Origin of the sequence: Bifidobacterium magnum (genome assembly GCF_000741255.1) — a bacterium.
GTDB lineage: Bacteria > Actinomycetota > Actinomycetes > Actinomycetales > Bifidobacteriaceae > Bifidobacterium > Bifidobacterium magnum.
This window is the reverse complement of the sequence record NZ_JGZB01000002.1, coordinates 1-13,358: the sequence shown is the minus strand read 5'-3', so window position 1 is coordinate 13,358 and position 13,358 is coordinate 1. Positions and strand designations below refer to the sequence as shown.

Annotated in this window: 10 protein-coding genes and 1 tRNA gene; 3 read left to right on the top strand and 8 right to left on the bottom strand. The window is 60.3% G+C overall.

Features of this window, described 5'->3' with window-relative positions:
- The 5 genes from recO to BMAGN_RS00915 all read right to left on the bottom strand — a co-directional run bounded on the left by recO (position 1) and on the right by BMAGN_RS00915 (position 6,509).
- Positions 1-723, bottom strand: coding sequence for a DNA repair protein RecO (recO, locus tag BMAGN_RS00935; RefSeq protein WP_022859549.1), 723 nt, complete (start codon positions 721-723; stop codon positions 1-3).
- Positions 723-2,366: an alpha/beta hydrolase family protein gene (locus BMAGN_RS00930; RefSeq protein ID WP_026501959.1), complete on the bottom strand. Its 1,644-nt coding sequence runs from the start codon at positions 2,364-2,366 to the stop codon at positions 723-725. The genes recO and BMAGN_RS00930 overlap by 1 nt, the downstream gene beginning before the upstream one ends.
- A 145-nt stretch (positions 2,367-2,511) precedes the next feature.
- Positions 2,512-3,723 carry a flavodoxin-dependent (E)-4-hydroxy-3-methylbut-2-enyl-diphosphate synthase gene (gene ispG, locus BMAGN_RS00925; protein WP_022859547.1) on the bottom strand — a complete coding sequence of 404 codons (1,212 nt, stop codon included), beginning with the start codon at positions 3,721-3,723 and terminating at the stop codon, positions 2,512-2,514.
- A 39-nt stretch (positions 3,724-3,762) separates the two neighbouring features.
- Complete coding sequence (gene dxr, locus BMAGN_RS00920; protein ID WP_026501957.1) at positions 3,763-4,944, bottom strand: 1-deoxy-D-xylulose-5-phosphate reductoisomerase; 1,182 nt, start codon at positions 4,942-4,944, stop codon at positions 3,763-3,765.
- Positions 4,944-6,509 (bottom strand): DivIVA domain-containing protein, encoded by a 1,566-nt coding sequence (locus BMAGN_RS00915; protein WP_022859545.1) that lies wholly within the window; start codon positions 6,507-6,509, stop codon positions 4,944-4,946. The genes dxr and BMAGN_RS00915 overlap by 1 nt, the downstream gene beginning before the upstream one ends.
- Positions 6,510-6,655: 146 nt before the next feature.
- Between BMAGN_RS00915 and BMAGN_RS00910 the strand changes: the two genes are divergently transcribed.
- Positions 6,656-6,729, top strand: a tRNA-Val gene (locus BMAGN_RS00910).
- Positions 6,730-7,290: 561 nt separating this feature from the next.
- Here the strand turns inward: BMAGN_RS00910 and BMAGN_RS00905 are convergent.
- Both BMAGN_RS00905 and BMAGN_RS00900 read right to left on the bottom strand, forming a co-directional pair.
- On the bottom strand, positions 7,291-7,707 hold the full coding sequence (locus tag BMAGN_RS00905) for a DUF3052 domain-containing protein (protein WP_026501956.1): 417 nt from the start codon (positions 7,705-7,707) through the stop codon (positions 7,291-7,293).
- A gap of 127 nt (positions 7,708-7,834) precedes the next feature.
- Positions 7,835-8,722 (bottom strand): YlbL family protein, encoded by an 888-nt coding sequence (locus tag BMAGN_RS00900; RefSeq protein WP_026501955.1) that lies wholly within the window; start codon positions 8,720-8,722, stop codon positions 7,835-7,837.
- A 129-nt stretch (positions 8,723-8,851) separates the two neighbouring features.
- Between BMAGN_RS00900 and BMAGN_RS00895 the strand changes: the two genes are divergently transcribed.
- Positions 8,852-10,447, top strand: coding sequence for a zinc-dependent metalloprotease (locus BMAGN_RS00895; protein WP_022859542.1), 1,596 nt, complete (start codon positions 8,852-8,854; stop codon positions 10,445-10,447).
- Between the two features lie 46 nt (positions 10,448-10,493).
- Here BMAGN_RS00895 and BMAGN_RS00890 read toward each other — a convergent pair whose 3' ends face one another.
- Complete coding sequence (locus BMAGN_RS00890; protein WP_022859541.1) at positions 10,494-12,089, bottom strand: ATP-dependent helicase; 1,596 nt, start codon at positions 12,087-12,089, stop codon at positions 10,494-10,496.
- A 117-nt stretch (positions 12,090-12,206) separates the two neighbouring features.
- Here BMAGN_RS00890 and BMAGN_RS00885 point away from each other — a divergent pair.
- A partial coding sequence (locus BMAGN_RS00885; RefSeq protein WP_193345724.1) for a phosphotransferase occupies positions 12,207-13,358 on the top strand: 1,152 nt, incomplete at its 3' end.

Sequence of the window (13,358 nt, the reverse complement as noted above, 5' to 3'; positions counted from 1 at the left end):
TTAATCTAACAGCCGCATCGAACGAATCGGCCGTTCGAGAATCGTTTGCGCCCAATGCTCCACGGCCTGCATGGTGGCGGGCTCCAGCTCGTTGCGGTCCAGCTCGTTCCAGTCGCCGTCCAGCAGCGCGCGCAACTGGCGCAGCGAAACGGCGGATACGGGTCTCGAATCGGGCGTGTGGTCGAGCGTACACATCACGCCGCCGGCGCGGCTGGAAAAATAGCGCAGGTTTTCTTGTGTGCCGCATACCACGCAGGCGTCGAGGCGCGGCGTCCAGCCGGCGAGCGCCAGCGCGCGCATCACATAGGATTCGCCGATCGCGTTGGCTCGGTGGCGCCGGTTGGCGAGCGCGTGCAACGCCCCGACAAGCAGACGGTACTGCGCGTAAGCGGGTTCGTGTTCCGTGGACACGAGGTCGTTGGCCGTTTCGGCAATGATGCTGGCCACCGTGAAAGATTCGTAGTCGCGCGAGATCGGGTCGGCGTACACGTTCAGCGATTCGACTTGGCGGATACCTTCGAACGTGCGGCCTTGGCTGAGCAACATGTCCACGCGCATGAACGGTTCGAGACGCGCTCCGAAGCGTGATTTGGTGCGCCGCACGCCTTTGGCGACGGCGCGGATTTTGCCGTGGTGCTGCGTCAGCAGCGTGATGATGCGGTCCGCCTCCCCCAGTTTGGCGGTGCGCAACACTATGCCTTCATCTCGATATAGCCGTGGCATCAGTACACAAACACTCCCCAAAACGCGAAGACAAGCAGGATCGTGAACATCGTGGCGGCACTCACCCAGAACAGTACGCGTCCCAAGCGCGTGGTGGCGAGCACGGGACGTTCGCCGCGTACGATTTCACGGACCGCGCCTTTGCGCATGGGCCATTGCGCGATGCCGCGCAGCGACGCGACTTCGATCATGCGACGGAATACGAGCGACCAGGCCCATACCACTACCACGCATACGATTTGGATGACGGGCCAGCTCCAGTACATGACGCCGGGGTCGTCGGTCGGAGCCGATCCCCATGCGAGTTGCACGACACCCATAACCACTTCGCCGAATCCCGCAAAGAACAGCACGAGCATGGCCATCGTCACCACGGAAAGCGTGAGCATGGCCTTGCCGAACCCGTTTTGGAAGCCAAGCGTGCTGTGGCGCGGGCGTTTGCGTACGCGGTCGACGATCCAGCGGATTACGGCGACAAGCCAGATAATGAGCGTCACGACCAGCATAAGCGCCATGAGCAGGTGGATGACGACGGCATAGATGGTCATGGAACGCTGCGCGTGCAGGTCGGTGGGCACAGCGATGGACTGGTAGAGCTCACTTCCGGCGATGGCTGGCGTGGTTTCTTTCAGGCCGTCGGCCGTGCCGTTGGTCCAGGCGATCACGTCGTTGACGTAGTTGTCGGCTAGCGGCGTGCCCGCGTTCGCTTCGTTGCCCAGGCGCAGCACGTGGTTCGCCACGGGATACGAGCGGATCGTCACGTTGCGGTTGCCGGCTTCATGGGCGTTTTTCAGGATTTCCTTGACGCCTTCGACTTGTGCGGTCATGACGTCTTTGGAGCCGTAGGCCACGAGCGTGGGTATGGAGTACGCTTGCGGGTTCAACGTGTTGAGATCGATGTTGGTCAGGCCGAACATGGCCGTGTCGAAGGAGAAGACACGGCGCACGATGGACTGGTAGCCGTCATGGGCGCCGGCCAGCGCGAAGTCTTGCGCGGCGAGGAATCCGAGCGCCACGCGCGGCGAGAACACCATGGGGCTGAGCAACACTTGGAACGCGATGTTGTGGTCTTGTTCCAGCAGGTAGGAGGAGATCCACGTGCTTTCCGAGGTGGCGTAGATGCCGACTTTTTTGGCGTCCACGTTGCTCATGCCGCGTACGAGGTTGATGACCTGGTCGTAGGCGTAGGCCGATCCCGGATAGTCGCGTGTGGCGTCGTTGGTGTTCCACACGGGCTTGTCGAGCACGGCCGTCACTATGCCGGCCGAAGACAGCGCCGTGGCCACATCGCCGAACGAGTTGTCGCACGTGCCGTAACCGGCACCATGCATGAATACGACGCCCGGAAGATTGGAGACGTGCGGCGCTTTGGGCTCGCGCACGAGAATCTTGATATGCTGCACGTCCCCTGTGGACGGTTCGCGCACGTCAAGCGTTTCATAGTGTTGTTGCACCTCATAGGTGTCACGGGCGGGAAGGTTTGCGGCGCCTTCGCCATTGGCGTTGGCAAACGAGATGGCCGTGCTGCTGGCCAAGGTTTGCAGATGCTGACCCGTGGGCTCATAGTCCCATTTGACGCGCGTGTTCATGGAAACGCCGATAAGCACGGCCATCAGCACAATAAAAATGGGAAGCGCGACCATCATCCGTCGCGCTCGAGTCCATCCTGCCGTCTGTTGTCCGTTCGGTTCGTTTCTCTGATTCACACCAACAGATTACAGGAACCGTCGTCCGTCGGGCAGATGGTTTGGCCGCCACCTAAAAGTCGTGGCGGCCGGAAAACGCCTGTCAGGCGTGGACGGGGACGATGACGGGGCCGGACTGCGGAACGCCTTCCTGCACCGGCATGTTGGCCGCCATGTCGTTGGCGTACCTGAGCAGTGTTTCGACAATCTGGTCTTCGCGCACGGTTTCCACAACCTTGCCCTTGATGAAGATCTGTCCCTTGCCGTTGCCGGAGGCGACACCAAGATCAGCTTCGCGGGCTTCGCCCGGGCCGTTGACGATGCAGCCCATGACGGCCACGCGGATCGGGGCCGTAATTTCCTTCAAGCCGTCCGTCACGGCGTTGGCCAGCGCGATCACGTCCACCTGGGAACGGCCGCAGCTCGGGCAGGAAATAATGTCGAAGTGGCGCTGGCGCAAGCCCAAGTATTCAAGGATCTTGCATCCGACTTTCACTTCTTCCACGGGAGGCGCGGACAGCGAGACGCGAATCGTGTCGCCAATGCCTTCCGCCAGCAGCGCGCCGAACGCGAGGCACGACTTGATCGTGCCCTGCCATGCGGGGCCAGCTTCGGTGACGCCCAAGTGCAACGGCCAGTCGCCCTTGGAGGCGAGCAGACGGTAGGTTTCCACCATCGTGACGGGATCGTGGTGCTTTACGGAAATCTTGAAATCATGGAAGCCGACGTCTTCGAACATGCGCGCTTCCTTCAGCGCGGACGCGACCAGCGCTTCGGGAGTCGGGCCGCCGAACTTCTCGTACAGCTCCTTGTCAAGCGAGCCCGCGTTCACGCCAATGCGCAGCGAAATGCCCGCGTCCGTGGCGGCCTGGCAAATCGAGGGGCCCACCTGGTCGAACTTGTGGATGTTGCCCGGGTTCACGCGCACCGCGGCGCAACCGGCGTCAATCGCCTGGAACACGTACTTGCTCTGGAAATGGATGTCGGCGATCACGGGAATCGGCGACTGCTGCACAATGCGCGGCAACGCGTCGGCGTCATCCTGGGTCGGAACGGCCACGCGCACAATATCGCAACCGGCCGCCGTCAACTCGGCGATCTGCTGCAACGTGGCGCCCACGTTCGCCGTCTTCGTGTTCGTCATGGACTGTACGGAGATCGGCGCACCGCCGCCGACCGGAACGGGACCGACCATGATGCGGCGCGTCTGGTGGCGCGGGTGCAGCGGACTTTCGCTGATACCGGCTACGCCTGTTTTACGGAACTCGTGCGAGACCTCTTCGGCCGCGCTTGTCTCGATGGACTGCGTGTCCATCACATCACCCCATTAATAACTTTGTAATTTCAGCTGTGTTTAGCGATTGTCGATAAGCTCGTCGGCGACGCGGCGGGCGTGATCCTCAAGCTCTTCCATTTCCGCCACGTTTTCGAACAGCGGATTTCCGGACAGCTCGGCATCCAAATGGTCAATGGTCTCACGGACCGTGTCCACAATGCCCAAGTATGGCAGGCGCTTCTCGAGGAACGCATGCACGGCCTGCTCGTTGGCCGCGTTGAGTACCGTCGTGTGCTTCTCTGAAGCCTTCAGGCAGTGGCGTGCCAGCTCCACGGCCGGGAACGCCTCGTTGTCGAGGGGCTCGAACGTCCATGTGGCGGCCTTCGTCCAGTCGCAGCCCGCGGCCACATCGCCCATGCGCTCGGGCGCGGACAGGCCCAGCGCGATCGGCAGGCGCATGTCGGGCGGCGAAGCCTGGGAAATCGTGGCGCCATCGCGGAATTCGACCATCGAATGCACAATCGACTGCGGGTGCACGGTCACCGTAATGTGGTCGGCGTCAATATTGAACAGACGGCTCGCCTCAATGACTTCCAGGCCCTTGTTCATCATCGTGGACGAGTTGATCGTCACGACGGGCCCCATGTTCCAAGTCGGATGGTTGAGCGCCTGCTCGGGCGTAATCGTGCTCATTTGTTCGCGAGTCCAGCCGCGGAACGGGCCGCCCGAAGCCGTCACAATCAAGCGCGAGACTTCGCTATGCGTGCCCGAACGCAGGCTCTGCCAGATGGCGGAATGTTCCGAGTCGACAGGATTGATTTGTGCGTCGCGGATCTGGGCGCTGAACAGCAGATGGCCGCCGGCCACCACGGATTCCTTGTTGGCGAGCGCCAGCTGGGAGCCCGCTTTCAACGCGTGGATAGACGGTTCGAGTCCGATGGAGCCCGTAATGCCGTTAAGCACTACGCTGGCGCCGCTTGCGGCCAGAGCGTTGACTTCCTCGCGGCCGGCACGGATTTGCGTGAAGCTGGCGCCCGCGGCGTCGAGCGCTTCACGCAGCTCGGCGACTTTGGATTCGTCGGCGACCACGACTTCCGGCACGTTGAACTGCGCGGCCTGCTGGGCGAGCAATTTCACGTGGCTGCCGCCCGCGGCCAGACCGATTACGGTGAAACGGTCGCGGTGGCGCGCGATGACGTCGAGTCCCTGCGTGCCGATGGAGCCGGTGGATCCGAGAATAACTACTGTCTGATGCTGTATCACTGCTGTGACTTTCCCTCGGAATCGTCGTCAAAAGTCGGGAACGACAAATCCGGGATCTCGATATGGATTGATTCGCTCTGCGGGTTCAGCGAGCGGAACGAAATGTTGGAGGTCTGCTCCCCCGGCTTCTGGCCCTGGTCGCCATCGTGGTGATGGTTGACGGGCAGGTCGGGAATGTTGGCCGCTTCTTGCGCGGACACTTGCGTGGCCTGGACCATGTGCGCCAGGGCGCTCAGCGAATCCGACTGGTGGCCGTGAATATGGTCGTTCATGGCGTCTTGCGGCAGCACGGACGCAGTGGACTGCGCGGGGGCCGTAACCGACACTTCCTCGGCTTCGGCGATGATGCGCGGCTGGCTATTGTCCGCTTGCGCGGCATGGGATCCGGCGGCATGCTCGGCGTGGGCCGCATGGCGCGCGCCACGAGAAGTGTGGCTGGTTTCCGCGGGCGTGAAGCTTGGCGGGACCGCGTCCTCTTCCATGTCTTCGAGAGGATTCCATGCGGCCGTAGTCTCGCCTACGGAAACCGTTTCCGTTTCCGTGGCACTCTCGAAGGCGGACGGAGCTTGCACGGATGCCGAAGTTCCTGAAGTGTTTGGAGTCTGCGTAGCTGCGGATGCGGTTCCGGCTGCGGCTGTGGTCGTGGCCGCGGCCTCCTGCGGCATGTGCGAAACCAGTGAGGCCGTTTCATAGACGTTCGTGCCTTCGTCGCTCGTATGCAGCGAAGTTTCATACATCGCCTGCTCGGCCTTCTGCAGCTCGTCGAAGTTTTCCGTCGGCTCCGTCTTGACGGACTGGACAGCCCCTGCCGCCGCAGCCGCCACGGTGGACGGCTGGGCGCTGCTGAACAGCGAGTTCGTGCCCTGCGCGGAGTTCACGATGGCGATGCGGTCCGCGGCGTCCGAATTCACATAGTCGGCGATGCGCTCATACGATTCGAGGCGGCTAAGCAGTTCCACGCACGAATTGAGGTAATAGTCCACCTGACGTTCGTCATAGCCATGCTTGCCCTTGCGTTGCGTGAACACGGTGTTCGCCACGCTCGACGACGTGATGTTGTCGAGTTCCTTGCTACGTTCGGCCGTCAGTTCCTCGCCTTCGGGCAGCTCATCGAGATCCACTTGGGCGCGCGTGATGATGCCGTCGATCAGGCGGTCTACCTGCTTGCGGTCGTACGACGGGTTCTTGCCCTTGCCTGGCGCGAAACGCTGGCCTTCAGCGCGCTTGGCATGATCGCGCACTTGGCGGAACAGTTCTTCGGTCTGCGCCTTCCATGCCACGCGGCCGCTTTGCGCGATCTCGTACGACGTCTGCTTGTCCACTACCGCGCGTTCCAGGCGTTCCAGCGTCGCATCGACCTGGCTGATGACGTAGCCGCCCTTGCTAAGGTCGAACGACACGTTCTGGATTTCGCCTTGTGTCAGATTCAATCCTTCAGCCTCGTACTGGGCATGGGCTTTTTCCAAGAATTCATCGACCTGTCGCGGGTCGTATCCCCATTTGTTTTTCTTGGCATGCTCAATGCCAGACGTGCTTTTCTCAGACTGCTGATCCTGAGCCATAAGCTATCGTCCTTCCCTACAAATTGCCATATATGCAACAGATTACGTGACTGAGCCGACGCGATCACGCTAGAAAATACTTTATTGTAGCAATCCCGCCACGCCGGTGGTACAAATTTTAAATGTAGTGTATAGTGTCTCTTCGCGGGCGATTAGCTCAGTTGGTTAGAGCGCCACCTTTACACGGTGGATGTCAGGAGTTCGAGTCTCTTATCGCCCACTGTCAATCCGCTGGAGATCATGTTCGACTCCGGCGGTTTTTTATTGCCGTATTCCGTCTTCCATTTTCCGACCGTTAAAATCTGCGGTTCCCTTATTAGCTGCGTAAATATACGCAGATTACGCGTTATCTGCAGTTTTTGACCGTTAAATTTTGCGGTTTGCTCGTTAGTTGCGTAAAAATACGCGGATTACTCATAAACCTACGATTATTCACGTGAAAAACCGCAAATAACGCCTTAACCGCGCTTTTCATTCGCATTCTACGGCGTGTCTCGACTAAAAACCGCAGTTAACGAGCAAACTGCAAAAATTCACGTGAAAAATCGTCGTCTAACTAGTAAATTGCAGATTTTTACGCACGAAAAGCGCGGTTTAGTCGTTAATTGCAATTTTTTACGCGGCGTCAGGGAGATTAAGAAGATCAGAAGAATCGGTAAGCCCACGAAAACCAAGAAAATAAAGCTACGGCAATAGAAAAACGGGCTCCGCAACATATCAAAATATATCAAATATATCGATAGTATTGCGAAACCCGTAACGTTGTAGTTGACAGCCGGAATCAGCGGCCCTTACCAAAGGCGCGCAGATGAATGCCGTTCCAATCGTCGCTTACCGTAAGCGGCATCGCGGCGTTCATGCCGGCGGTCTTTGCCGCATTCTGCACCACAATGGAACTTGCAGCACCCGGACGGCCCGGCTTCGGTGTCAGTACCCACAGCGGACCATCTTCCCCCAATACCGCATAGGCGTCCACAATGGTGTCCGACAGCTCATCTTCATCGTCGCCGTCACGCCACCACAGGATCACACCATCCACAGCGGAATCATAGTCCTCATCGACCAGTTCTTCACCAGTCAGATTTTCAATTTTTTCTCGGATCGAATCGTCCACGTCGTCGTCCCAGAGCCATTCCTGGACAATGTCTCCGGCGTGGAACCCGAACTCCTCGGCTTTCTTAGATGCTGTTTGGTTCACGTTCGCCAATATAGCAAAACGGCGGGAACAGCACATTTCCGTTCCATATTTTTCCCGCGATTTTCGAACCTATTTTTCGCGCGGAAAAATACCTACCCGCCGATTTTGTGCACCGTGGCGCAGTATGTCACTGCTTGGCGCTGCAACTTGGCAATGATTGCGCCGTTCCGTTGCCGATGGTGACAAGCGCGTCATACGCCTCGTCGAGCGTCGCGACTTTCACGACACGCAATCCGCCGGGCACATGGCCTTCCACTTCGTCACAGTTTGATTCGGGGGCCAGGAACCACGTGGCGCCGTCACGCTTGGCGCCCAGCATTTTCAGATCAATGCCGCCAATGGATCCGACTTTGCCGTCCGCGTTGATCGAGCCCGTGCCGGCAATTACTGTGCCGTTCACCTCCTTGACGGGCGTCAGCTTGTCGATTAATCCCAGCGCATACATCATGCCCGCGGACGGGCCGCCGATGTCGTCCACATGCATCGTGACTTTCATGCCGTCGGTATCGATGTGGTGCGATTTGGCGAAATTGCGTACGGCGGCAACGGCGTCGTCCTGCGACGTGGTCATTTCCTTGTCGGACTCGTGCTCATATTCCTCGGCGCTTTGGCCCACGGGGAAAATGGCTTCGCGCGGCATTACGGTCATGTGTCCGCTCAGCCATGCGTACGCGATTTGCGCGTTGGTCACGGGATATCCGGGCACTCCCGACGCGTTGACCGTCACAAGCAGCAGCTTGCCCGTGTCCTTGTGGACGGGCACACCTTGTACGCTGATGATTTCCTTGCCCTCGTCCTTGCCCAACACGTTGGCCGTCGGCCCGGGCATTTCCATGACATAGGCGCTCGGCAGGCACAGGATGACCACGCCGAGCAGCACGGCGCACAGTCCTACGAAATACTTGCGCGGTTTGCCATGGAAGAATGCGCGCACGCCCCCGCGCGCATGCCGGGATTCGTCCGGGGACTGCCCGGCCTGGGACGGTGGAACGTCTGTGGTGTGCAATGTTGACATGCCTTCCATAGTATTGACGAAGTTGACGTTATTGTGAATCTGCAGCGTAAACGGGAACACAATGCGCCTTATGGCGGTTGAACATCATGTTGAGTACTACTCATTGAATGTGAATGGATGGAAGATACTATGGATGACAACGCGATCCACCAGTGGTTGATCGAATGTTTCGGTCCCGTTCAGGGCGAAATGGCTTGGAAACAGTTGGAACAGCTTCCGCCCGAGATTCGTGAACAGTTGGCGTCCCAAGGGGAATTGCCGGATCCGGCGCGCATGCGTGCGATGATGCAGGCGATGAACGCCGGCGGCCTCAATTCGTTTACGGGCATGCAAAACGCCGTGGACCAGGGGCCCATCAATATCGCGCTGGCCAAGTCGCTGGCATTGCAGCAGGCCAACGCGTCCGGCAGCGACACAAGCGTGTCCGCCACCGACGGCGCGCAGATGCGCCGCATCATGAGCGAAGTGAACTTGTGGCTCGACACGGCTTGCGAGTTCAACCCTCCCGCCGGAGAGGCGGAAGCGTTGACGCGCGACAGCTGGGTCGAGGGCACCATCGATTCGTGGGCCAATTTCGCCGCTCCCGTGGCGCGGTCCATGAACGAGGCGCTCACGTCCGTGATTTCCGAGCGTCTGGGCGACGCCATGCAGGGGGAAATCACGGGCATGTTCGCAGGCCCCGTCCCGATCCCGATTCCGGACAACATGAAGGATCCCAAGCAGATCATGAAATTGTTCGCCAACACGTCTTACGCCATGCAGCTGGGCCAGGCGGCCGGCGATTTGAGCCGCGAAGTGCGCGGAAGCTTCGACCAGGGCATTGCGCTGTTGAACAACCCGGCGGGCGGCCTGATCGTGCAGAACGTGAAGGAGTACGCCAAGTCCCTTGACCTTGACGAAACCGAAGTCATGGAATTCCTCGCGCTGCATGAGGCCGCCTATGCGCGCCTGTACGCGAACGTGCCGTGGCTTATGCCGCGTTTCGAGGCGCTGCTCGGCAAGTACGCGCGCGGCATCACGATCGACATGGACGCCATGGAGGAACAGCTTCGCGAGGCGGCGGCCATGGATCCCGAATCACTTTCGGGCGCCGTGAACCTCGCCAATGTGGGCATTACGGACACTCCGGAACAGCGCGCCGCGATGCGTTCCATCGAGACGCTGCTCGCCCTGGTGGAAGGCTGGGTCGACTGCGTCGTGTGGCGCGCCGGCATGCCGCATATTGCCCATATGGAACAGCTGCGGGAAATGATGCGCCGCGAACGCGCCGTGGGCGGCCCGGCCGAGTGCACGTTCGAGGCGCTGATGGGCCTGCAACTGCGCCCCAAGCGCATGCGCGAGGCGGCGGCTTTGTGGGAGCAGCTCACGTTGGAGGGCGCCGACGCGCGCGACGCCAAGTGGAGCCATCCGGATCTGTTGCCGGCACTCCCCGACGAGGAGTCCGCGGCGGCCTCCGGTTCCGCCAATGGCGCGGGCGCCGGTTCAGCAAGCGCCGACCAGGCGCAGTCCGCGTCCAAGGGCGCCAACATTGATTGGGATGACGAGCTCAGCAAGCTGCTCAATGGCGAGCTGAGCGATCCCAAGCAGGAGGAGCCTAAGGAAGATTCGTCAGCCGAGTCTTCGGACGATCCGCAGAACACTGCGGAAGAGTCCGATAACGGTACGGATTCCACGGATCCCACGGATTCCGACGACGAGAAACCGCAGTCCGGTTCGGGCGAATAAATTCGGGCCATACCGGCTGCGATAGATAATTCAAGATCGCGAATCTTCAGATTACGAATCTGCTGGGAGCGCGGCGCATGGAAATCTGGCCGTTTTTCCGTTCCGCATACGACATGTGCAACGTGTCTTGCGCGCGGGTGACGCCCACATACATGAGCCGGCGCTCCTCTTCTATATGGTCCTCGTCTTGCAGAGCCCCGAACGGCAGCAACCCTTCAGAGCACCCTACAAGAAACACATGGTCGAATTCGAGGCCTTTGGCCGCGTGGATTGTGGAAATCGTCACTTTGCCGCCGTCATGGTCCACATGAAGACCCTCGAGTTTGGCAATTTGCGCGGCGGCGCGGTCTTCGCCCACATGTGCCATATGGCTCTCGGCCGCCGATTCCGCCTCGGCCGAATTCTCTCGCTCCGCTTGCATGAGCCGCTCGCGTTCCTCGCGCAACTCGTCGCTTAACGCTGTCTGCTGCCAATTCGTGTCGCGCTTGCGCTGGTACGCGATATGCCGTTCCTTAAGCGCGCGCGCAAAAATGGGCTGCTGCGCGTTGATGCGCGTCAGGATCGCGCACTGCGCGGCGCTGCCGCCATGGGCCACGATTTGCTCGATCATGTGTGCCACGGCGCGCGCCTCCTCCTCGTCCGTCGCGTAACGGATGCGCGTCACGTTCGGCCTGCCTTCGCGCACCGCATGCAAGCGCAAATAGTCGCCGCGCTCAGGAGACATGCTGAGCACCTGGTTGGCTGCGTGAATGATGGCGGGCAATGAACGATAATCACGATCCAACGTGATATTGGCGTGCAACGGCGCAAACTCGTCGGCGAAATGCGTCAGATAATAGCTCGTTGCGCCCGCGAACGAGTAGATCGTCTGCGCGGGATCCCCTACCACGCACACGTTGCGGTTGTCCCCCAGCCACCGTGTCATCAGCAAATGCTGCAACGGTGACACGTCCTGGTATTCGTCCACCGTCAGCCAGCCGATACGCGAACGGATTTTGCGCGCGGCCTGCGGGAACGCCTCGATCACATGGCTTGCGAGCAGCAGGATGTCGTTGAAGTCGATTTCGTTGCGGCTTGTTTTCTCCTGCTCGTACATCGTGTAGACGCGCGCGAACTGTTGCGCGTCCAATCCCGCGGGCGCGGTCCTGCCGATCCCGGCGCACACGCGCGCATAGTCGTCTGGCGCTATCAGCGAAACTTTGCACCAGTTGATTTCCGCATGCGCGTCGCGCACCGTCACGGGATCGGGATCCTGCATGTTGAGGGCGCGCGCCACGGCGCGTTGGACGGTTTCCGTCTGCCGTTCGCTGATATAGGGGAAGTCGCCGTCGCAAATGTCGCTCCACACGTCGCGCAGCTGGTGCAAAGCGGCCGAATGGAACGTCGCGGCCCGCACCTCGTTGGTCACGCCCAATCCCGCCAGGCGGCTTTTCATCTCGTTGGCGGCTTTTACCGAAAAGGTAACGGCGAGTACGCGTCCGGGCTCCCATTTGCCCGAAGCGATGCCGTAGGCGATACGCCGTGTGATCGTGCGCGTCTTTCCGGCGCCGGCGCCCGCGATAATGCGTACGGGGCCCATCACACTACTGGCCGCCGCACGTTGCGCGTCGTCCAAACCTGCAAGCAGCGATTGAGCATCCATGCACCCTATTGTGGCATGGCCGGTCTTGGCCCGGCGCGTCGAGAAAATCATCTACTCTTGTCACGGAGAAGAATACGGGGAGCTTCGCGCTCTTTTATGTACTAATGTGAGAATGTGATGGAACGTAACAATCTTATGTTGGCGGCGCTGGCATCGTCTGCTATGCCCAATCTGAATGTGGCCGGCGTGCGCACGAGCGAGCAGCGCAATCAAACCGACGAAGACGCTGGAATTGATCAGGCCGTAGTACAAGATACGCAGGGCAACCTCTACAACGTGTACGCGTCGCGCATGCCCGCCGGAAAGAAACGTTTGACGAACCGCACGCGGGCCGCGGCCGCGATCGAAATCTCGCGCGAGTTCGCGGGACTGAGTTTCAATATTGACCAAATTGTCGCGTTTTCCGCGGCGAACGGAGCCAACGACCTGAGCCGTCCCACGGTACTCATCACGCGCCACCCCGACGGACAGTCGCGTTCGCTGGACCTGCTGACGCTCAATGATTGCGCGAGCATCGGCACGGCGATCGCCACAATCCACCGCATGCGACCCAAATTCATTGTCGACTCCCGCTACCCGGCGTACACGACCGAGCAGATCCGCATGCAGCTGGTCGCGTGGATCCAGCGCCTGCGTGCGGCTGGCCATGTTCCCCAGGAAATCACGAACAACTGGGACCGCATCATGGAAACCGAGGGATTGTGGTCGTTTGAAACCTGCCCAGTCCACGGCGGCTTCAGCGACGGCGATTTCATTTTCTCGGGTTCGACGATCACCACCATCACCAACTGGCAGCACATGCAGATCAACGATCCGGCGCGCGACCTGGCATGGATTTTCTCCCAGCTCGACGACACGCACCGCAACGCCGTGCTCGCCGCCTATGGACGCATGCTCGGCAACCGTCTCGACGACCTGATCATGCTGCGCGCCAACCTGTGGGTGCAAATGGAACAGGTCGGCGACTTCATTGCCGCCATCCAAAAGGGCGACAATGAGAAGATCATGCAGTTCAAGGCGCAAGTGGACCGTCTCGCGCACCAGCTGGGTGTGACGCGCCACCGTAACGAATCGCAACAGCAGCACATTGAACGCAAGTCGCAGGCCGAACCGAGCACTGTGACCGTCAATACGCTGCTGCGCAACGAAGCCATGATCAACAACGCCACGGGTACGGGAGCCGTGCGTCAGGAGCCCGCTTCCGCGCCATCCCAGCCTGTACGACCTGCGCCGGCGCCGCCGCAACCCGCTGCCTCCGCGCCCCAGCCG